20 protein-coding genes are annotated in these 20,523 nt (G+C 69.1%); 6 read left to right on the top strand and 14 right to left on the bottom strand.

Translation table 11 applies throughout. The features are described from left to right. Positions 1 to 82: 82 nt before the first annotated feature. The 3 genes from ACWDTS_RS01070 (at position 83) to ACWDTS_RS01080 (ending at position 4,107) form a co-directional block, all read left to right on the top strand. The gene (locus ACWDTS_RS01070) at positions 83 to 1,591 is read left to right on the top strand and encodes an ABC transporter transmembrane domain-containing protein (protein WP_450108220.1); all 1,509 of its coding nucleotides are present in this window, start codon (positions 83 to 85) and stop codon (positions 1,589 to 1,591) included. After that, entirely contained in the window at positions 1,588 to 3,453 is a 1,866-nt protein-coding gene (locus ACWDTS_RS01075; RefSeq protein ID WP_450108221.1) for an ABC transporter ATP-binding protein, read from the top strand. The genes ACWDTS_RS01070 and ACWDTS_RS01075 overlap by 4 nt, the downstream gene beginning before the upstream one ends. Positions 3,454 to 3,537: 84 nt before the next feature. Continuing rightward, entirely contained in the window at positions 3,538 to 4,107 is a 570-nt protein-coding gene (locus tag ACWDTS_RS01080) for a YdeI/OmpD-associated family protein (protein ID WP_197257932.1), read from the top strand. A gap of 58 nt (positions 4,108 to 4,165) precedes the next feature. Here the strand turns inward: ACWDTS_RS01080 and ACWDTS_RS01085 are convergent, their stop codons facing one another. The 4 genes from ACWDTS_RS01085 to ACWDTS_RS01100 form a co-directional block, all read right to left on the bottom strand. Next, positions 4,166 to 4,801 carry a sigma-70 family RNA polymerase sigma factor gene (locus tag ACWDTS_RS01085; protein ID WP_450117375.1) on the bottom strand — a complete coding sequence of 212 codons (636 nt, stop codon included), beginning with the start codon at positions 4,799 to 4,801 and terminating at the stop codon, positions 4,166 to 4,168. A 500-nt stretch (positions 4,802 to 5,301) separates the two neighbouring features. After that, on the bottom strand, positions 5,302 to 6,105 hold the full coding sequence (locus tag ACWDTS_RS01090; protein WP_450117376.1) for an ABC transporter permease: 804 nt from the start codon (positions 6,103 to 6,105) through the stop codon (positions 5,302 to 5,304). Further along, positions 6,102 to 7,034 carry an ATP-binding cassette domain-containing protein gene (locus ACWDTS_RS01095; RefSeq protein WP_248673864.1) on the bottom strand — a complete coding sequence of 311 codons (933 nt, stop codon included), beginning with the start codon at positions 7,032 to 7,034 and terminating at the stop codon, positions 6,102 to 6,104. Before ACWDTS_RS01095 ends, ACWDTS_RS01090 begins: the two co-directional genes overlap by 4 nt. A 157-nt stretch (positions 7,035 to 7,191) precedes the next feature. After that, positions 7,192 to 7,551 carry an Rv2640c family ArsR-like transcriptional regulator gene (locus ACWDTS_RS01100; RefSeq protein WP_197257926.1) on the bottom strand — a complete coding sequence of 120 codons (360 nt, stop codon included), beginning with the start codon at positions 7,549 to 7,551 and terminating at the stop codon, positions 7,192 to 7,194. Between the two features lie 95 nt (positions 7,552 to 7,646). Here ACWDTS_RS01100 and ACWDTS_RS01105 point away from each other — a divergent pair, with 95 nt between their 5' ends. Continuing rightward, entirely contained in the window at positions 7,647 to 8,144 is a 498-nt protein-coding gene (locus ACWDTS_RS01105; RefSeq protein ID WP_450117377.1) for an ArsI/CadI family heavy metal resistance metalloenzyme, read from the top strand. Between the two features lie 133 nt (positions 8,145 to 8,277). On the opposite strand, the gene ACWDTS_RS01110 is transcribed toward ACWDTS_RS01105, so the two are convergent. Genes ACWDTS_RS01110 through ACWDTS_RS01125 form a run of 4 tightly spaced genes read right to left on the bottom strand, consistent with a single transcriptional unit; the run spans position 8,278 to position 11,321 of the window. Beyond that, positions 8,278 to 9,330, bottom strand: coding sequence for an ArsO family NAD(P)H-dependent flavin-containing monooxygenase (locus ACWDTS_RS01110; protein WP_197257922.1), 1,053 nt, complete (start codon positions 9,328 to 9,330; stop codon positions 8,278 to 8,280). Between the two features lie 14 nt (positions 9,331 to 9,344). After that, positions 9,345 to 9,785, bottom strand: coding sequence for an arsenate reductase ArsC (locus tag ACWDTS_RS01115; RefSeq protein ID WP_197257920.1), 441 nt, complete (start codon positions 9,783 to 9,785; stop codon positions 9,345 to 9,347). Between the two features lie 58 nt (positions 9,786 to 9,843). After that, on the bottom strand, positions 9,844 to 10,923 hold the full coding sequence (gene arsB / locus ACWDTS_RS01120; RefSeq protein WP_450117378.1) for an ACR3 family arsenite efflux transporter: 1,080 nt from the start codon (positions 10,921 to 10,923) through the stop codon (positions 9,844 to 9,846). Next, entirely contained in the window at positions 10,920 to 11,321 is a 402-nt protein-coding gene (locus ACWDTS_RS01125; RefSeq protein ID WP_450117379.1) for an ArsR/SmtB family transcription factor, read from the bottom strand. The genes arsB and ACWDTS_RS01125 overlap by 4 nt, the downstream gene beginning before the upstream one ends. A 102-nt stretch (positions 11,322 to 11,423) precedes the next feature. Here ACWDTS_RS01125 and ACWDTS_RS01130 point away from each other — a divergent pair, with 102 nt between their 5' ends. Next, on the top strand, positions 11,424 to 11,972 hold the full coding sequence (locus ACWDTS_RS01130) for a DinB family protein (protein ID WP_450117380.1): 549 nt from the start codon (positions 11,424 to 11,426) through the stop codon (positions 11,970 to 11,972). A 55-nt stretch (positions 11,973 to 12,027) separates the two neighbouring features. Here ACWDTS_RS01130 and ACWDTS_RS01135 read toward each other — a convergent pair whose 3' ends face one another. From ACWDTS_RS01135 to ACWDTS_RS01150, 4 genes are all read right to left on the bottom strand, one after another. Further along, positions 12,028 to 12,522, bottom strand: coding sequence for an ArsI/CadI family heavy metal resistance metalloenzyme (locus tag ACWDTS_RS01135; RefSeq protein WP_248673862.1), 495 nt, complete (start codon positions 12,520 to 12,522; stop codon positions 12,028 to 12,030). 208 nt (positions 12,523 to 12,730) lie between these two features. Beyond that, on the bottom strand, positions 12,731 to 13,810 hold the full coding sequence (gene ychF / locus ACWDTS_RS01140) for a redox-regulated ATPase YchF (RefSeq protein ID WP_197257912.1): 1,080 nt from the start codon (positions 13,808 to 13,810) through the stop codon (positions 12,731 to 12,733). A 20-nt stretch (positions 13,811 to 13,830) separates the two neighbouring features. Next, positions 13,831 to 14,430 carry a class I SAM-dependent methyltransferase gene (locus ACWDTS_RS01145; protein ID WP_197257910.1) on the bottom strand — a complete coding sequence of 200 codons (600 nt, stop codon included), beginning with the start codon at positions 14,428 to 14,430 and terminating at the stop codon, positions 13,831 to 13,833. A gap of 29 nt (positions 14,431 to 14,459) precedes the next feature. Continuing rightward, a complete protein-coding gene (locus ACWDTS_RS01150) occupies positions 14,460 to 14,942 on the bottom strand; it encodes a hypothetical protein (protein ID WP_197257908.1) in 483 nt (160 codons plus the stop codon). Positions 14,943 to 15,115: 173 nt separating this feature from the next. Here ACWDTS_RS01150 and ACWDTS_RS01155 point away from each other — a divergent pair, with 173 nt between their 5' ends. Further along, a complete protein-coding gene (locus tag ACWDTS_RS01155) occupies positions 15,116 to 16,282 on the top strand; it encodes an AI-2E family transporter (RefSeq protein WP_197257906.1) in 1,167 nt (388 codons plus the stop codon). Positions 16,283 to 16,297: 15 nt separating this feature from the next. Here the strand turns inward: ACWDTS_RS01155 and ACWDTS_RS01160 are convergent, their stop codons facing one another. Both ACWDTS_RS01160 and ACWDTS_RS01165 read right to left on the bottom strand, forming a co-directional pair. Next, positions 16,298 to 19,276, bottom strand: a complete 2,979-nt coding sequence (locus ACWDTS_RS01160) for an AAA family ATPase (RefSeq protein WP_450117381.1) — start codon at positions 19,274 to 19,276, stop codon at positions 16,298 to 16,300. Next, complete coding sequence (locus tag ACWDTS_RS01165; RefSeq protein ID WP_450117382.1) at positions 19,273 to 20,448, bottom strand: exonuclease SbcCD subunit D; 1,176 nt, start codon at positions 20,446 to 20,448, stop codon at positions 19,273 to 19,275. The genes ACWDTS_RS01160 and ACWDTS_RS01165 overlap by 4 nt, the downstream gene beginning before the upstream one ends. Positions 20,449 to 20,523 lie beyond the last annotated feature (75 nt).

Below are 20,523 nucleotides of genomic sequence, written 5' to 3' on the forward strand. Positions count from 1 at the left end.
GCTCGTCATCCCTCAAGCTCACGGACAGGAAAGTATCGTCGACTATTCGGCGCTTCCCGGACCTGGCGGGCAACAGTCCAAGATGCCTGCGCTCGACGCACGGCAGTGGACGCTGAAGGTCGCGCTCTCGCAGCGTCCGTGGAGCTTCGTCGCCTCGGTCGGCATGGCGGTCGCTTTCATCTGCAACGGCCTGACGCCCGTCGTCGTGGGCAGGGCCGTGGATGAGGCCATCGCCACCTCGTCTGCCGGCCGACTGGGATTCTGGATCCTGGTTCTGGGTTGTCTTTTCGTGCTCGCCATCGTCGCGAACTGGATCGCGCGCTTCATGTTGATCCGCAGTCAGCAGCTGGTCAGCCATGATCTGCGCACCATGGTCACCGACCGCATCCAGGATCCACGTGGGTTCGCCGGCCGCGAGCGCACCGCAGGCGGCTTGCTGTCGATCGCATCGTCCGACACCAGCCGGGTCGGCGAGATCGTGATGATGACGGTCATGCCTGTAGCCGAGGCGGCGGCCATCGTCTACGGCGCCACCATGATGTTCACCATCAGTCCCTGGCTGAGCCTGGCCACCCTCATCGGCGGTCCGCTCCTGGCGATCGTGGCCCTCCGGGTGGCCCGCCCGCTGCAGAGTCGTTCGGTCGCACGTCAGCATGCGATTGCTCAGGCCGCGGCGACCGCCGCGGATGTGGTGCAGGGACTGCGCATCCTGAAAGGCCTGGGCGCGATCGTCACCGTCCGGGTTCGCTATGCCGAGGTCTCGGACATCGCCTATCACAAGACCATTCACGCCAATGCCGCCGAGGCGCGCCTCAACGGGGCCACAGAGGCCACCGGCGCGATCTTCGTCTCCGCCCTCGGCATCACCGCCGGCGCGTTCGCACTCAACGGGCACATGACCATCGGCGACCTCATCACCGTCGTCGGCCTGACGCAGTTCCTCATCACTCCGATGACCATGTTCGGCAGGAACCTCGCCTCGCGATGGGCCTCGGCCGAGGCATCCGGACGGCGTATCCGCGAGGTTCTCGGGGCAGACTTCGAACACACCACTGAAATCGACGAAGCCAGGACCGCCAACTTCCTGGAGGCCCTGCCGACCGGTCTCACTGTCGTGCGCGGCACCGACCACGAGCTGATCTCCCAGCTGGAGTCGCTACCCCGGACCAGGGTGATCGTCGTCCCGCACGCGGCTGACCTGTTCGACGGCAGCGTCGCCGACAACGTCCACCCCGACCGGGCCACCGCCGAGGAAGCACTCCGCGTCGCCTGCTGCGACGACATCCCCGAGGGCCCCGACAAGCGCGTCGGCGAGAACGGACGCATGCTGTCCGGCGGTCAGCGGCAACGCGTGGCCCTGGCACGCGCCATCGCCTTCGACCCCGAGGTCCTCGTGCTGCAGGATCCGACCACCGCGGTGGACTCGGTGACGGAGCAGAACCTCGCCGAGCGGGTGTCCCGGCACCGGGCAGGCAAGATCACGCTCGTGTTCAGCGAGGCCCCGGCCTGGAACGCCGTGGCGGCCAACCACTCGAGCGTGGCGGAGCTGAAGGCGACGGCGGAGGAGCTGCTGGCGGGGGCCGCCCGATGAATCCGTCGACGAACGCGAGCCCACCCGTCAAGACCGACACCGCCCTTCGGTTCCCCCTGGCCACGCTGACGCAGGTGCGGCGCGAGGTCGCGCGTCAGCTGGGCCAAGTCCGCCATGCGAAGCTGTTGTTCCTGCTCGCCCTGGTACTGCTCGTCCTCGGCGCGTACGCCGGTGTGCTGGTGCCGCAGCTGATGGGCCGGATCGTGGACCTGGTGACGGACCACACCCAGGGATCGCTGTGGCTGATCGGCGCAGGTCTGATTTCCGCCGCGATCGCCGGCGCGGTCGTGAATGCCTGCGGCTTCTATCTGGTGTCACGGCTGTCCGAGCGCGTGATCGCGAACCTGCGCCAGGACATGGTCGGCACCGCTCTGGGACTGCCCACCCACCGAGTCGAGGATGCAGGCGCAGGCGATCTGGTCAGCCGTTCCACCGATGACGTCGCCGAGCTGTCCGCCGCCGTCACGGAGACCGTGCCGACGCTGTCCACCTCACTGTTCACTGTCATTGCCACCGTCACGGCCCTGTTCGCGCTGGACTGGCAGTTCCTGATCATCCCGGTGATCGTCGCGCCGGTGTACTACATCGCCGCGCGCCGCTACCTCGCCAAGGCCCCCGAGCGCTATGCCGCCGAGCGCGCCGCCATGGCCGAGCGTGCCCGTCGCGTCCTGGAGTCCATCCGCGGTCGCGCGACGGTGCGTGCGTTCTCGATGGAAAACCGCGTCCACACCGAAATCGAGAACGCCTCGTGGGATGTGGTCCGCAAGGGCATCAGGGCTCGCAGCACCATGCTCGTCCTCAACGTCTGGATGCTCGGTGCCGAGTTCCTCATGCTGACGATCGCGCTGTCGGTGGGTTACCGGCTGGTGTCCACCGGCGCCCTCACCGTGGGCGCCGTGACCGGGGCGGTGCTCATGATCATCCGATTGCGTGGTCCTTTGAACACGTTCATGCGCGTGCTCGACGTCGTGCAGTCCGGGTACGCATCGTTGGCACGAATCGTGGGCGTGGTCTCCGATCCGCCGGTGCCGGTGCCCGACAGCGGCGCAGATGCTCCCCGAGGGCACGTCGAGCTGCGCAACGTCAGCTTCAGCTACGGCGGCCCCTGGGCCGTCCGCAACATCAACCTGACCATCACCCCGGGCGAGACCGTCGCCATCGTGGGCGCGTCAGGGGCCGGAAAGACAACGGTGGCAGCGCTGCTGGCGGGACTGCACATACCCGACGAAGGCGAGGTGCTCGTCGACGGACACCCCGTGTCGTCACTGTCCGACCGTGAGCGCGTCGCGCGTCTCGCCATGGTCAGCCAGGAGGTGCATGTCTTCTCCGGAACCCTGCGCCAGGACATGACCCTCGCCAAGCCCGATGCCACCGATGGAGAGCTCCGTTCGGTACTCGATCTGGTACATGCCCGCTCATGGTTCGACCGGCTTCCGCAGGGGCTGGACACGGTGGTCGGCGCGCGTGGCATCCAGCTGGAGCCGGTCGCCGCGCAGCAGCTGGCGCTGGCTCGCGTTCTACTTCTCGACCCGGCCATCGTCATCATGGACGAGGCGACTGCCGAAGCCGGCTCGGCGGGGGCGGGGGCGTTGGAGGATGCCGCTGATGTGGTGACCCGTAATCGTTCGGCCCTGGTGGTGGCGCACCGCCTGGACCAGGCCTCGCGTGCCGACAACATTCTCGTCATGGACGCGGGTCAGGTCGTGGAGCAGGGCACCCACGACCAGTTGCTCGCCGCCGGCGGGATCTACCACCGTCTGTGGGCCGCTTGGACTGCCGGTCGGCGAGAGATCGGCAGCGCCGGCCGCGCTCCGGACGGAGATTCCGATCCCGACCTCGTCACTTCGGGGGTGACCACGTAGCCGCGTGCTCCATCCGGACCGGCAACTCGCCCCTCTTGCGCCGAGACCGGCCGTTGCGCGACCGCAGGCCCTAGCCTGGTCCGCATGGCCGACCCGAACGCAGAACACCTGCACCTCGAGTCCCTCGACGAGTGGCACGCGTGGCTGCGGGACAACCACGACCGGCCCCCCGGCGTCTGGATCGTGTTCTGGCGCAAGGAGTCCGGTAACACTCCCCTCGACTACGAGCAGGTCGTGCGGGAAGCACTGTGCTGGGGGTGGGTAGACGGGCACACCCGGATCATCGACGAGCACCGCCGTGGCATGTGGTTCACCCGACGCGCGCGCAACAGCGCGTGGGCCGCGTCCAACAAGGCTCGCGTGACCGAACTGATCGCCGAGGGACGAATGCAGCCGCCCGGGCAGGCCGTCGTCGACGACGCCAAGCAACGCGGTCTGTGGACGCTGCTCGACGACGCCGAGGCACTCGTCGAATCTCCGGAACTCACCGCAGCCCTCGACGCCGACCCTCGGGCGCGCACCAACTGGGACGCGTGGCCGCCGAGCGTCCGCAAATTCGCGCTCAGCCAGATCGCATTCGCGAAGCAGCCGGCGACCAAGACCAGGCGGATCGCCGGCATCGTCGAGAAGGCCGCCCGCAACGAGCGACCGTGATCGGGGCCGCGCCTACGGAACCAGGATGGTCTTGCCCGTCGTCTGCCGGCCGACCGATTCACCGGTCCGACGCGGGCTGTGTGGCACCGCAGGCGCAGGCGCCGCCGCTACGCGGTTGGTAGTCGTGCACATGACCGGTGCGGTCCTGGCTGATCCGGCAGCAGGCCTGCAACCGCTGCCGGAGGTGGGCGCGGCCTCGCTGGACGCGAGATTTCATGCCGGAGACGGAGATTCCGGCCTCGTCGGCGGCTGCGGCATGCGTGCGGGCGTCGAGATCGACCATCTTCACCGCCTCGGCCTGTTCGGCGGGCAGACCCGAGAGCATCGGCACCAGGCACGCGGCGAGTTCCTTCTGGACCGCCTCATCGGTCTCGGAACCGTCCGGCAACTGGTTGTCCGGGACGGCGTCGACAGGCAGTTCCCGGCGATGAGCCGCGGACCGGTAGTAGTCCGTGATCGCGTTGCGGGTGATCGAATACATCCACCCCAGCAGCCGATCCTGATCGCGCAGACCGTCGAGACTCCGGGCCATCCGCAGGAAGGCGATCGACAGGATGTCGTCGGCGTCCTCCGGGGTCGAGACCCGGCGGGCGATGAATGCCCGCAGGTCACCCGAGAAGTCCCGCCACAGTTGCTCGAGATCGCCCGGTGCCGGTTGCAGTGTTGTCGCAGTGGGGTCCGTCGTCTCGCCCATGATCTCTGATTCCTCTCCGTCTCCAGCATCCTCGCCGCGCGGCGCTTCCGCGAGCCCCGGACGGTTGCCGTCTCGTCGAGACGGACGATCTAAAGGGCTGTCGGACGCAACCCTGCGCGGCTGCAGCGAGGCAGGCGCTGCGTCCGATTCACATGGGTCTCGTCTGTAGAGGTGTCGATGTCGATATCGGGTTCCCCGATTCGACGTACCGGTAGAAGCGCGGTGAGGAGGTGAGAGCGATGTTGACCACGCATCTGTTGTCGGGTCTGACCAGTGAAGAGGTGGACCTGATCCTGGCGGAGGAACTGCATCTGCTCGACACCGCCGAATGAGCGCTGTCGACGCCCGCCCCGGACGTATCCACTGAACGCGGTACCCCTATCCCCTTCACGGATAGGGGTACCTGCCGTGCCCGGTGTCGGGCGGCGCCGAGACGCCGGAAACCGCCCTGCCCGTACCCGCCACCGGAGCGGGAACGGCGCAGAGCGGGATCCCGGCGCTCAGCGGGCCGACGACGGCCGGATCCGGCGGATCACGATCGGGAGGGCGATGACCACGGCCCACAACCCGATCGCCGCGATCAGGGCGGTGACGGTGTCACCGCCGCTGGCGGTGCCGAGCACGTGCCCGCGCAGGGCGTCGGTGGCATGCGCGACCGGGTTGAGCGACGCCATCGCCCGCATCCAGCCGGGCATCGTCTCGAGCGGCGCGAACGCACTCGAGACGAACATCAGAGGCATCATCACCATCATTCCGGCGAACTGCACGACGTCGGGACGCCGGAGCCGGTCCCCGATCAGCCCGAACAGCGCACTCATCGCCCCGGCCAGGACCACCAGCACAATCACCGCGGAGACGGCGTCGGCGGCGGTGCCGTGGAATTCGAAACCCAGTGCCGCTGCGGCGATCCCGAGCAGCACCGCCCGAGCCAGGGTGAACATCGCTTCGTTGAGGGTGCGGGCCACCCCCGGCACGCTCGGGCGCATGGGCAGAGCAGCGAACCGGTCGTGGAGGCCGTTGGTGTGATCGATCGCCGCGGACACCCCGGCGTTGGTGCCGGCCATCACGGTGGAGACGGCAAGCATCGCCGGAGTGAGGAAGTCGATGTAGCTGACTCCGGCCGGAAACTCCGCTCCGGCCGCGACGCTGCGGAACACCTGGCTGAACAGCACCAGCATCGCCATCGGCATGGTCAGCGAGAACATCAGCAATTGCGGGACGCGGGCGCTGGTGCGCAGGTTGCGTATGGTCAGGGCGGCGACCTGGCTCCCGAACGGGGAGACGGTCGGGCGGATGGTGGTCATCGGTGTGCTCCAGTGTTGTGGGCGAGGTGGGTGAAGACGTCGTCGAGACTCGGGGATGTCACATCCAGATCGGTGAGCTCAATACCTGAGCGGTGCAGGTCGGCGACCAGTGCGGTGGCGGCAGGAGCGTCGTCGACGGTGACCGACACCCGGATCCGGGCGCCGCCGTCGACCGGACGTTCGGTGTCCGGGGTGAACGGCAGCGCGCTTGCTCGAACGGCCGGGACGGTGGCGGCGAGGACCTTGCCGCCGACGATCCGCTTCAGATCGCTCGGGGTACCGCGGGCAGCGACCCGGCCACTGCGCAGGACCACGATGTGGTCGGCGAGCCGGTCGGCTTCCTCGAGGTACTGGGTGGTGAGCACCACGGTGGTACCCGCGGCGGTGAGTTCCTCGACGACCTCCCACAGCCCGGTGCGGGCGATCGGGTCCAGGCCGGTGGTCGGCTCGTCCAGGAACAGCACCGACGGGGAGCCGACGAGGCTGGCGGCCAGGTCGATTCGCCGGCGCGATCCCCCGGACAGTTCCCCGACCCGGCGGGTCGCGTACTCGTGCAACCCGAGCCTCTCGATCAGCGCGTCCGCCCGGGGGCGGGCGGTGCGACGCAGCCCGGTGAGGCGACCGATCAGCTCCAGATTCTCTCGGGCAGTGAGGAATTCGTCGAGACCGGCGTACTGACCGGTCACCCCGATGCGGCGGCGGACTGCGGTGGCGTCGGCGACGACGTCGAGACCGTCGACCTGCACTCGTCCGATGGTCGGGGTCACCAGGGTGGTCAGGGTGCGGATCAGGGTGGTCTTGCCGGCGCCGTTGTGGCCGAGCACCCCGACCGTGGTTCCGGCAGCGGCTTCCAGGTCGACGCCGTCGAGCGCCCACGTCTTGCCGTAGGCGACGTGGAGGTCTTCGACCACGACGGCCGGGGCGGTCATCGCACACCCCCGGCGGAGTCGGCGGCGGGACGGGCGGACAGTTGGGTGGTCATCGCTGGTTCCTCTCGAGCTGGCGGTGCCCCCACACGAACGTGGGGTCCGCTAGCTCAGACGAACCAATCGCTGCCCGGACGCACTGCCGCCGAGCGTTGGGGCGTCAGCGGCAGCAGTTCGGATCGAGGACGATCCGCAGTGCGTCGAGAGACTCGGTACGGGCGCGATAGAAGACGTTCATCCCGCGGCGTTCGGATTCGACCATGCCGGCCTTGCGGAGCTGCCCGAGATGATGACTGACGGTGGATTCGGCCAGGTCGACACCGGCGGCGAGATCGCAGGTACACACCTCGCCGCCGTCGGCGGTGAGCAGGATGGATACGAGCTTGATGCGGACCGGATCGGCCAGTGCCTTCAATCGGAGTGCGAGCTCGAGGGCAGCGTCGTCGCTCATCGGCGCGGCCGACACCGGAGCGCAGCAGATCGGTGCACTGACGTCGATCACGGGCAGGGCTTTCGGCATGATTCGAGACTACCCAAAAGCTTGACATATATCGAAAAGGTGGCGCACCCTGTAGCCGTCATACTTCGATATATGTCTCAGAGGTGGAGGTCATCATGTCCCGCGCCCAACTCGCCCTCAATGTCGACGACCTGCAGGAAGCGGTCACGTTCTACTCGAAGCTGTTCGGTACCGAACCGGCCAAGCTCAAGCCGGGCTATGCGAACTTCGCGATCGCGGAGCCGCCGCTCAAGCTGGTGTTGCTCGAGAACCCCGGCAAGGGCGGCACCATCAACCACCTCGGGGTGGAGGTCGAATCGAGCGAGAAGGTGCATGCCGAGATCGCCCGCCTGACCGGCGAGGGGCTGTTCACCGACGAGGAGATCGGCACCACTTGTTGTTTCGCCACGCAGGACAAGGTGTGGGTCACCGGTCCGGCCGGTGAGAAGTGGGAGGTGTACACCGTCCTCGCCGATTTGGAGACCTTCGGGACGAGCCCGCAGCACCTCGACAGCCCGGCCGGCGAGGGTGGCGTGTGCTGTGGCACCGCCGCCTGCACCCCGGAGGAGAACGAGCAGCCGCAGCCTGCAACCGCCGAAAAACCCTGCTGCTGAATCACATACCGGTGTCGGCTGCCTTTCAGGTGGCCGACATCGGTGCCCTCGGCGACGCACTCCTCGGGAGCAGGACTTCGGACGCGAGGCGTTGATCGCCGGGGTGCGCCCGGTCGAAGTCCTTTCACCGAGATCAGTTGTCGAGGTCGAGGTCCAGTTCGGCGACGGCAGATCGAGCGGTGCGGCCGACGCCGAGGATCGTGGCCGAGCCGGGGCCAGTCCAGTCGCCGTAGCCGAGCAGATGCAGGCGCGGTTCCTTCAGGGAACGGGTGCCGGCGACCGGCACCGTGCCGGTGTGATCGCGCAGCCGAAGCGGTCTCAGATGCGCGAGTGCGGGCCGGAAGCCGGTGGCCCACAGCACGACGTCGGCGTGCTGCCTACGCTCACCCCAGGCGATGCCGTCGACGGTGAGCCGGTCGAACATCGGCAGCGCGGTCAGCACCCCGCGGTCGCGCGCTGCGAGGACGTCCGGGACCATCACGATGTCTCCGAGGGCGGCGATGCCACCGGGATCGGGCCGGCCGGAGGCCAGGGCGATCGCGCGGCGGGAGGCGAACTCGAACAAGGCCCGGCCGTCGACGCCATCGGGCAGAAATCGTGGTGGCCGGGTGGTGACCCAGGTGGTGGTCGCGGTGGTGGAGATCTCGGCGACGAGTTGAGCGGCGGAGTTGCCACCGCCGACGATCACCACGTCCGCCCCGGCGAACTCGGCCGGGGTGCGGTAGTCGACGGTGTGCAACTGCCGTCCGGTGAACAAGTTCGCGCCCGGGTAGCTCGGCCGGAACGGTCGCTGCCAGGTGCCGGTGGCACTGATCACCCGGCGCGCCCGCCACTGCCCGCTGTCGGTGTCGACCAGCAGATCGAGGCCGTCACGCCGGACCGCGTGCACCCGCACCGGCCGCTCGACCGGCAGGTCGTAGCGGGTTTCGTAGGCGGTGAGATAGTCCACGACATGACGTGCCGGCGGGAACCCGTCCGGCCACCGGGGCATCGGCCGGCCCGGCAGGGAAGCGAATTCCGCCGGCGAGAACAGCCGCAGCGACGGCCACATGTGCGGCCAGGCTCCACCCGGACCCCGCTGGTCGTCGAGGATCACGAAGCGGTGCCCGGCCCGGCGCAGATAGTAGCCGGCGGCCAGGCCCGCCTGGCCGCCGCCGATCACGACCACGTCGACGCTCGTCGTCATCGAAGATCCTGCAGTCAGCGCTGGGACGGCTGCGCGGTCAGTTCGGCGATGAGCGCTCCGACCTTGGCGCGGATCTCGTCGCGGATCGGGCGCACCGCGTCGATGCCCTGCCCGGCCGGGTCGTCGAGCACCCAGTCGCGGTAGGACTTGCCCGGGAACACCGGGCAGGTGTCCCCGCAGCCCATCGTGATCACCACATCCGAGGCCTGCACCGCGTCGGTGGTGAGGACCTTCGGATTCTCCTTCGAGATATCGATGCCCACTTCGGCCATCGCGGCGACGGCAGCCGGGTTGACGTGCTCGGCGGGTGCGCTTCCGGCGGATCGGACCTCGATCCGGTCCCCGGCCAGCGCAGCGAGGAATCCGGCGGCCATCTGGGAGCGGCCGGCGTTGTGGACGCAGACGAACAGCACCGAAGGCCGGGTGTTGCCGCTGGTGGTGGAGTCGGTGGTCATGACGCTGGGGATTCCTTTCCGCAGGAAGTTCGGACGGAGACGGCGCTGTCCGGTCCCGTCAGCTCGTGGCGACGGCAGCCTGGCCGGTGAAGCGTTTGCGCAGTGCGAGCGAGACACAGACCAGGGCGACGAGGACCGGCACCTCGATGAGCGGTCCGACCACCCCGGCCAAGGCCTGCCCCGAGGTCACCCCGAACGTGCCGATTGCGACCGCGATGGCCAGTTCGAAGTTGTTGCCCGCCGCGGTGAACGCCAAGGTGGTGGTGCGCTCGTAGCCGAGTCCGATCGCGGCACCGAGCAGATACCCGCCGCCCCACATCAGCGCGAAGTACGCCAGCAAGGGCAGCGCGATACGCACCACGTCCAGCGGCCGCGAGGTGATCTGCTCGCCCTGCAGCGCGAAGAGGATCACGATGGTGAACAACAGCCCGTACAGGGCCCACGGCCCGATCTTCGGCAGGAACTTGTCCTCGTACCACTGCCGGCCCTTGGCCTTCTCACCGAAGTGACGGGTGAGGAACCCCGCGATCAGTGGGATGCCGAGGAAGATCAGCACCGACTCGGCGATCTGCCACGGAGAGACGTCGAGGGTGGTCTGCTCGAGACCGAGCCACCCGGGCAGCACCGACAGGTAGAACCAGCCGAGCACCGCGAACATGATCACCTGGAAGACCGAGTTGATCGCCACCAGCACGGCGGCAGCTTCGCGGTCGCCGCATGCCAGGTCGTTCCAGATGACGACCATCGCGATGCAGCGGGCCAGGCCGACGATGATCAGGCCGGTCCGGTACTCGGGTAGATCCGGGAGCATCAGCCAGGCGAGGGCGAACATGAGCGCCGGGCCGAGGATCCAGTTGAGGAGCAGGGAACCGACGAGGAGTTTGCGGTCGCCGGTGACGGTGTCGAGGCGGTCGTAGCGCACCTTCGCCAGCACCGGGTACATCATGATCAGCAGACCGAGGGCGATGGGCAGCGAGATCCCGTCGATCTCGATGAAGCTCAATGCTTCCCCGAGTCCGGGGATCATCCGCCCCAGCATCAGGCCGGCAACGATGGCGGCGCCGATCCACACCGCCAGATACCGGTCGAGGGTCGACATCTTCCCGACCACAGCCGGGTGTTCGGTGGTCGTGGTCACGAGACGTTCTCCTGAGGGAATTCACTTGGGGCGCAATCCGATCCGGGCAATACGCCGGATTCGGTGGCCAGCACCGCGGAGAGCTGCTCGAGCACGGACGGAATCACTCGGTAGTAGACCCAGGTCCCGCGGCGCTCGCAGTCGAGCAGCCCGGCTTCGCGCAGCACCTTCAGGTGGTGCGAGATGGTCGGCTGGGACAGGTCGAAAGCCGGGCTGATATCGCACACGCAGCTCTCCCCGCCCTGGTGGCTGGCGATCAGGCTGAGCATCCGCAGCCGCACCGGATCACCGAGGGCTTTGAACATCCGGGCCAAGTCGGCGGCCCAATCCGAGGTGAGGGGCTGCCGCATCAGCGGGGAACAGCAGGCGTCGCCGCTCGGATCTGCTTGCATTGACATGGATCAATATTGACAGACGTCGAATCAACGGCCAAACTCGGGTGGGTGCGGACGTTCCGTCACGACGGATGAGACCCGCCCCTTCCCGCCCCGAGGCACGCCATGCCGGAACAACAATCACCGGTCGACCGCCGGGAGATCGCCGCCGACCTCGAACGTGCCCGCCGCACCCTGCACTCACTCCTCGATCACGCCTCGTCCGAGGAACTCGACCGCCGCTCGCACGGCACCCGCTGGACCAACGAACAACTGTTGTTCCACATGGTGTTCGGCTACATGGTCGTCCGCCGGCTACTACCGCTGGTCCGGGTGTTCTCCCGGCTGCCCGACCCGGTCGGCCGCGGATTCGCGCGCGCCCTGAACGCGGCGACACCGGCTTTCCACGAGGTCAATTACCGGGGCTCGTGCGCGGCCGCGTCCGTATTCGACCGCCACCGGATGGGAAGGCATTGCGACCGCGTGATCGCGAAACTCCAGCGCTCGCTGGCCACCGAACCCGAGACGAACATGCAGCGCAGCATGGCGTTTCCGGTGCGCTGGGACCCCTTCTTCACCGACACGATGACCGTCGAACAGCTCTACCGCTACCCGGGCCGGCACTTCGACTTCCACCGGAATCAGCTCACCCTCGACAGAAATCCCCCGCTCTGACAGGAGGGCACCGGCGTGGGGCGCCGCAATCCCGCGGCACCCCACACCACCGAGGTCATCCGCAGCAGACGCTGCCGGCCGACGCATCCTGCTCGGCGCCGTCCTGCTCAGCGTTGTCCTGCCCGTTGCACGCGACCTCACACGCCGAGGTCGTCAGACCCTCGGGGTTGGCGGGGCTGTCGTCGGTCACCGCGTAGAACTCCCACCACCCGTTGGGCACGTCCGGTGCCTCGACGAACACCTTGTCCTGCACCGCATGGCAGCACAAATCCTGTTCGGCCACCGTCGCGGTCAGACCCACGTCCCGGAACCGCGCCAACGCGGCGGAGACGTCCTCGGATGTCGGCGATTCGACACCGATATGGTTCAGACTCTCCTGGGCACCGGGATTCTCGATCAACACCAGCTTCAGCGGAGGATCCTCGATCTCGAAGTTGGCGTATCCGTCGCGCTGCTTGTGCGGGGACACCCCGAACAGCGTCGAGTAGAACGCGGTCGCCGCCGTCACGTCTTCGACGTTGAGCGCGAGTTGAACTCGGGAGGTAGGCATCGTCGTCACCTTTCGGGAATTCGGGCACCGGCGCGAGCGTCCCCATCGGACTCTCGTCACCGTGTGCCGCCCCTACTGACGAGGCTCGTCCCGCAAGGACGCAACTCGGCCAGTGAACCGGTGGCATAGCCGCAAATGAGAAAGATAGCCGCGCGAGGCATGCATCGCGCGGCTATCTTTCTCGTCTGCGCTTGCGCGCGTCGGGGTCCTACACGTTGAAGCGGAACTCCACGACGTCGCCGTCCTGCATGATGTAGTCCTTGCCCTCCATGCGCACCTTGCCGGCGGCCTTGGCGGCGGCCATCGAACCGGCCTCGGCGAGGTCGTCGAAGGAGACGATCTCGGCCTTGATGAAGCCCCGCTCGAAGTCGGTGTGGATGACGCCGGCAGCCTGCGGAGCGGTGTCGCCCTTGTGGATCGTCCAGGCGCGAGCTTCCTTCGGGCCGGCCGTCAGGTAGGTCTGCAGACCGAGGGTGTGGAAGCCGGTGCGGGCCAGGGCATGCAGACCGGGTTCGGTCTGGCCGATCGAGTCCAGCATCTCCTGCCGGTCCTCCTCGTCCAGCTCGAGCAATTCCTGCTCGACCTTCGCGTCGAGGAACACGGCGTCGGCGGGGGCGACGGATGCGCGCAACTCGGCGACCTTCGCCTCGTCGGTGAGCACCGCCTCGTCGGCGTTGAAGACGTACAGGAACGGCTTGGTGGTCAGCAGGTGCAGCTCGCGCAGCAGGCCGAAGTCGAGCTTGTCCTTGACGCTGAACAGCGTCTTGCCCTCCTCGAGGAAGGCCTGAGCCTTGACGGCCTCCTCGTACTGGGGCTTGAGGTCCTTGTTCTTCTTCGCTTCCTTCTCGAGACGCGGCAGCGCCTTCTCGAGGGTCTGCATGTCGGCGAGGACGAGTTCGGTCTCGATGATCTCGATGTCCGAGGCCGGGTCGACGCGGCCGTCGACGTGCACAACGTCGTCGTCGGAGAACACGCGCACCACCTGGCAGATGGCGTCGGCCTCGCGGATGTTGGCGAGGAACTTGTTGCCCAGGCCGGCACCCTCGGATGCGCCCTTGACGATGCCGGCGATGTCGACGAAGGACACCGTGGCGGGCAGGATGCGCTCGGACCCGAAGATCTCGGCGAGCTTCTTCAGCCGCGGATCGGGCAACTCGACCAGGCCGACGTTCGGCTCGATGGTGGCGAACGGGTAGTTCGCGGCCAGCACATCGTTCTGGGTCAGCGCGTTGAACAGCGTCGACTTGCCGACGTTGGGAAGTCCGACGATTCCGAGAGTAAGGCTCACGGAATCAGCATTCTACGTGGTCACGCGCCGGCCCCGTCAGCCGCACGACGTGCGACGGCGACGAGCCAGTCCGCGGCGTCGTGCCAGGGGCGCAGATCCCAGGTCGCGAACCGCTGCTCGAGCACCATCCCGGAGGCGGCGAGGTCCGCGGCGAACTGCTCCGGACGGTAGACGCTGCCGGTGGTGAATCCGGCGACGAACACCCCGCCGGGCCGCAGGTGCGCGGCGATCGCGGCGAGCACCGTGCGTTCGCTGCCCGGTTCCAGGAACACCATCACGTTGCCGGCGGCGACGACCGCGTCGAACGGCTCCCCCGGCAGGTCCAGGGTCGCCAGGTCCGTGAGGTGCACGGTCAGGTCGGGATGGCGGCGGCGTGCCTCGTCGATCAGCACGGGATCGAGGTCGACGCCGGTCACCCGGTGACCGCGCCGGGCCAGTTCGGCCCCCACCCTGCCGGTGCCGCACCCGGCGTCGAGCACCCGGCTGCCGCGCGCGAGGAGGACGTCCACGAAACGCGCTTCACCGTGCAGGTCGGCGCCGGATTCCTCGAGACCGGTGAACCGTTCGATGTAGGCGCGGGAATCGTCGGCGCTGCGCTCGGTCTGCCATCGGGTGCCCATGGCACCCGAACGTACCGAGCCGGCAGTGCCTACGGGCAGGCGACCTTCACGAGCTGCGCGATGCGCGCCGCCTGGTCGTCGGTCGGTTCCACCGAGCCGTTGGTGGCGAGTTCCTGGACGGTCGCGTCGATGTCCTGCTGCGGAGCGCCGTCCTCGATCATCGGGCACGTGTCGGTGACGATCTTCTCGATCGACTCCGTTTCCCGATCCGCCGCCAGGTCCGGGTAGGCGGTGCGGAACGTACCGACGAATGCGCTGAGCTTCGCCTGGTCGATCGCTTCCCCGGCCTTCTCCGCGGCGCTCTCCGCGGCGCTCTGCACGGACGACACCGCACCCTCCGCCTGCTCGCGGACACTCGTCACGACCGCACCCAGCGACGACTGCGCCTCCTCGCTCGCCGGGGTGTTGTCCTCGTCGGAGGAACAGGCGGCGAGTGTGCATGCGACCGCGAGTGCGGCGACGGCCGCCGGAACCGACTTCCGGATCCGAGATCCCACGCTTCGTGTGCTCATGCACTCGAGGGTCCCACGCGTCCCGCGGCCGAACGCGGGAATCGTCGAATTCCGCCAGGTACACGACTCACAGCCCGGAGTTCCGCGGGGTCCGACGCGAGGCCCGTGTGCATCGGCGAACCGGACGCTCGCTCCGTTAGATTGTCGGAACGAGGCCGTCGGAAGGATCCCCGTTGAGCGAAGCGAAGTCCCCGCCCGAACTACCCGCACGTCCCCTCGATCGGGGCGCGGTCATCGGCGCCGGCGGCATCTGGCTGGCCAAGGTGTCGGCATGCGTCGTCCTGATCGCCGCGGGCGCTGTCGTCCTCGGCTGGATCATCGAGAAGATGTGGGTGGTCGTACTCCCGGTCGCCCTCGCGATCGTGGTGTCGACGGTCCTGTGGCCGCCGACCCGTGCCCTGATGAAACGCCGTGTGCCACCCGCGGCGGCCGCGTCGGTCACCCTGCTGCTGTTCTTCGCGGTCGTCGGCGGCATCATCGCCGGCATCGTGCCGTCGGTGGTGTCGCAGGCCCCGGAGCTGGGTAACAAGGCCACCGAGGGTATCCACAAGGTGGAGGACTGGATTCAGGGACCGCCGATCAACCTCCGCGACGAGCAGCTCGAGAACGCGGTCCAGGTGGTGGTGGAGAAGGTTCAGGGCAGCGCCGCGACCATCGCCAGCGGCGTGTTCTCGGGCGTCAGCACGGCCGGCTCGCTGCTGGTCACCCTCGGCCTGGTGCTGGTCCTGACGTTCTTCTTCATCAAGGACGGCCCGCGGTTCATCCCGTGGCTGCACGCCGTCGGCGGTGGGCGCGCGGGACGTCACCTCGAAGAAGTGCTCGTCCGCATGTGGGACACGCTCGGCGGGTTCATCCGCACGCAGGCGCTGGTGAGCTTCATCGATGCGTTCTTCATCGGTCTCGGCCTGGTCATCCTCGGTGTTCCGCTCGCACCCGTGCTGGCGATCATCACCTTCATCGGCGGGTTCATCCCGATCGTCGGCGCGTTCGTCGCCGGCGCCCTCGCGGTCCTCGTCGCGCTCGTGGCCAACGGCCTGACCACCGCGATCATCGTGCTGGGCATCATCATCGCGGTACAGCAGCTCGAAGGGAACGTGCTCCAGCCGGTGCTGCAATCACGGAGCATGCACCTGCACGCGGTCATCGTGCTGCTCGCGGTGACGGCCGGGTCGTCGCTGTTCGGCATCGTCGGGGCGTTCCTCGCCGTGCCGGTCGCGGCGGTCGCCGCGGTGGTGATCCGCTACATCGGCGAACAGATCGACGAACGCGTCGAAGCAGCCAACAAGGAAACCCTGGCGCTGCCCGCTCCCGGGGAGGGCTCGGCACCCGAACCGAGCTGACCGACGTGGCCGGGTTCAGCTCGCGATCTCGACCGTCGAGCCGGCCCGGCCCCGGACGACGTGCAGCCTGCTCGGGATGCGCTGCCGCATCTCGTCGACGTGGCTGACCACCCCGACGACGCGGCCACCGGCACGCAGTTCGTCGAGCACACCCATCACCGAGTCGAGGGCGTCGGCGTCGAGCGTGCCGAACCCCTCGTCGATGAACATGGTGTCGAGCACGAGCCCCCCGGATTCGGCGGCGACGACGTCGGCCAACCCGAGCGCCAACGCGAGCGACGCCTGGAACGACTCACCACCCGACAGGGTCTTCGTGGACCGGACCATCCCGGTGTACTCGTCGTGGATGTCCAGACCCAGACCGCCTCGTTTGCCGTGGCTGCCTGCGGCGTCGGAGTGCACGAATTCGTAGCGTCCACCGGACATTCGACGCAGCCGCTCGGACGCCGCCTCGGCGACCTCCTCGAGTCGCGCCGCGAGCACATACGACCGCAGCGACATCTTCCGCGAGTTCTGCCCGCCACCTGCGATCACATCCGCGAGTCCGGCCAGTTCGTTCTGCTCGGCCCGCAGGGGCGCGAGCTTCGCATCCTCCTGCTCGAGCCGGGTCGTGTACTTGTCGATGTCGGTGAGCCGCCGATCGGCCTCCGAGGCAGCGGTGAGCGCCGCGTGCAGTTCGGCGGCGGCGCGGTTCGCGGCGTCCTGCCGCGCCGCGACGTCGGCCGTCTCGTCTCCGATGAGCGCCGCGAGCTCGGGTTCGGCGAGCGTGGCGGCCGCGACCGCGCGGGCTTCCTCGGCGGCGCGGACGAGTGCGTCGATCTCGGCCAGACGCGCGTCGGATCGCACGGCGGCCAGTGCCGCGTCCAGGTCGTGGAATCCGGCGTCGACGGCGGCTTGCTCGGCGTCGCGGGCCCGCTCGTCGGCGAAGGTCCGGGCCCGGACGGCGGCCGCTCGCCGGTCGAGCAGTTCGGTGGCCGCGGCCGCGAGGGCCGCCAGCCGCGCGCGGCGGTCCACGAGCGAACCCCCGTCCCCGACCGCGGCGTGGATGCGAGCCCGGATCTCGTCGGCTTCGGCAGCGGCGACCGCGTCGGCCTGCGCGATCTCCGCGACCTCGGCCTCCGTGCCGCGCAGCCGCTCCTGCAGTTCCGCGTCGAGCCGTTCCAGGGTGTCGACCTGCGTGCGACGCCGATCGAGTTCCCCGGCCTCCGTGGCCGCCGCGTCGTGGGCCGACCTGGCGGCGTCACGTTCGGCGACGAGGTCGTCGAGCGGCCGCTCGCCGCACCGCTGGCGCAGCGCCGCAACGACTTCGGCCGCCTCGGCGACGGCAGCGGTTGCCCGGGCGAGTGCCGCCTCGGCGCGCTGCTCGGCCTCGCGGGCCGCGTCCTCGTCGGCCTTGGTGACAGTGTCCGGTGCGGGCCGCGCCGGCGCGGGATGCTCGGTGGATCCGCAGACGGCACATTCCTGCCCGTCGACGAGTTCGGCCGCCAATTCGGCTGCCATACCGGCGATTCGCCGTTCCCGCACGTCGAGCAGGACGGCCCGGGCGTCGAGATGCGCCGCACGCAGCTCCACGACGCGCTGCTCACGCTTGTCGAGTTCGGTTCTGCGCGAAGCAAGTTCGTCCGCTGCGGCGACCGCATCGGCGGCGCGGTCGCGGGTTGCGGCGAGACCCGGCAGTGCGGCCGCGGCCTGTTCCGCGGCGCGGACGGCGGCGGCAGCCTCGTCGCGGCGCACGGGCAACGCATCCCGCTGCGCGGTGAGTTGTTCGATGTCGGCGGCGAGCGTGCGACGACGCTCGTCCAGCCGGGACCGTTCGTCGTCGAGGGTCGCGACGCGACGCTGCTGCGCGATGAGATCGTCGAGCCGCACGACCTCCGCGGACCACCGCTGCTCGTGCCCGCGGATCCGATCGCGGTCGCCGTCCTCGGGCTGTTCGGGCAGTTCGTCGAGCAGCGCGCGACCGTCGTCGTCGCCGGACAGCGCGGCGAGTGCATCGGCCGCCGCCTGCAACGCTGCCGCGGCGGTCGACGCGGCGCGGCGGGATTCCTCACCGGTCACCGCGACCGGCACCGCCCGCAGCGCGGCCGCCCTCTCGGCGGCCAGCGCGGCCCGCTCGTCCGCAGTGGCGTCGAGGGCCGCGAGTTCGGACTGTGCGGCGGCGCGGCGCTCCAGGCGACGGGCCAGCGCGACCGCCTCCTCGAGTTCCGCGCGGGCGCTGCGCTCCGCGTCGCAGGCGGTGTCCAGCGCGACGATCATGCTGTCCCGGGTGTCGACGGCGTCCTCGCGCAGCTTGCGCGCCCACCCGACCGGGTCGGCGTCGGCACCGGCCTCGATCCCGGCCGCCGCGTCGACCTTCGCGCTGAGCACGTCGACCTTCTTCTGCTGTTCGGCGAGCTTCTTCGCACCGGCAGCGGCCCGCTCGCGGAACCATTTCTCGACACCGCCGAAGAGCGTCGTGTCGAACAGCCGCTCGAGCAGCGCGCCGCGTTCCTTGCTGTCGGCCCGGAGGAACTTCGCGAACTCCCCCTGGGGCAGCAGGACGACCTGGAAGAACTGAGCCGCGCTCATGCCGAGCAGTGCCCCGATCACCTCGCCGATGTCCTCGTGCCGCGACAGGTTCTGCCCCGACCCGTCCAGCCAGGTCAGCGTCGCCTTCGCCTTCTCCTTGGTCGTGCCGGTGCCGCGCAGCTTCGGGCGTTCGTATTCGGGGCTGCGCACGATCCGCAGGCGTCGGCCGGCGATGGTGGCCTCGAGCATCACCTTCGGGACGGCACCGGCGGCGGCGTGATCGGACACCAGCCGGCGCCCCTCGGCGCGCGCACCCGGCACCGTCCCGTACAGCGCGAACGCGACCGCGTCGAGGATCGAGGTCTTGCCCGCTCCGGTGCGGCCGTGCAGCAGGAACAGCCCGTCGGCGCCGAGTTCGTCGAAGTCGACCCGGACCGTGTCCGCGAACGGCCCGAACGCGGTGACCTCGAGTGCGTGCAGCCTCACGCCGACACCTCCACGACCTCGTCGGCGGCCGCGATCTTGTCCGCGCCTACGCGGTCGGCCTCGCGCAGCGCCTGTTCGATCCAGCGGGCGTCCCGCTGCGACGGCTCCGACCGCACGTCCGTCAGGAACGCGCACGCGACGTCGAGGTTGCTGCGGCCGTGCACCTTCTCCCGGTAGCTGGTTCCCGACGTCGTGTCGGGGCGGTTCCAGACGACGTGCACCGCGTGCGGGAACCGGGTCTGCAGCCGTCGCATCGCATCGAGCGGCCGAACCGCGTCGGTCAGCTCGGCCGCGACGTAGTGGTCCTCTGCAGCGGCGTGCTCGGGATCGGCGAGCAGATCCTCGAGTGTTCCGGACAGCTGGCTCAGGCCCCGCACGACGGGGAGCTCGACCCGTTCGACCGACGCCACGCCGGTCGCGTCGAGGTCGACGAGCCACACCGCCTTGCGGTGACTGCGTTCGCCGAAGGAGTACGGCAGCGGTGACCCGGAGTAACGGACGTGCTCGGCGACGGTCTGCGGGGAGTGAAGGTGCCCGAGGGCGACATAGTCCATGCCGTCGAACGCGGACGCGGACACGGTTTCGACACCGCCGACCGAGATGGACCGTTCCGAACCGGTCGCCTCCGCCCCGACGACGAACGCGTGCGCGAGCAGCACCGTCCGGCCGCCGCGGATCTCGGCGTCGGCGCGGACCCGGCCCATCGCGGCGTCGAGGATCTCCTGGTGGGAGCGGGCCTTGGGCACGCCCAGTTCTGCTCGGGTGATCTCCGGCTCGAGATAGGGGATGCCGTAGAACGCGACCGGGCCGTGCTCGTCGTCGACGATCACCGGGCGGTCCACGTCGGCGACCTTGGTGATCAGGTGCAGTCCCCCCTTGGCGGCGAACGCGGCGCCGGCACCGAGCCGCACCGGCGAGTCGTGGTTGCCGGAGGTCGCGACGATGATCGCGCCCGCCTCGTGGATCGCCTCGAACCCGGCGTTGCACACCGCTACCGCGTCGGAGCTGGGGATCGACCGGTCGTACACGTCGCCGGGCACGACCACGATGTCGACGCTGCGCTCGGCGACCAGTTCGGCGATCGCGGTCAGGGCGCGCGCCTGGTCTCCCAGCAGGTCCACACCGTGGAAGGTGCGGCCGATGTGCCAGTCGGAGGTGTGCAGGATCCGCATGGCGACGACCGTAGAGGACCGCACCGACACGTCCGGTTCGGGGTGAGTGCCCCGCGCATGTCGGTCCCGTGCGGC

The sequence above is a fragment of the Rhodococcus sp. NPDC003383 genome (assembly GCF_053589115.1).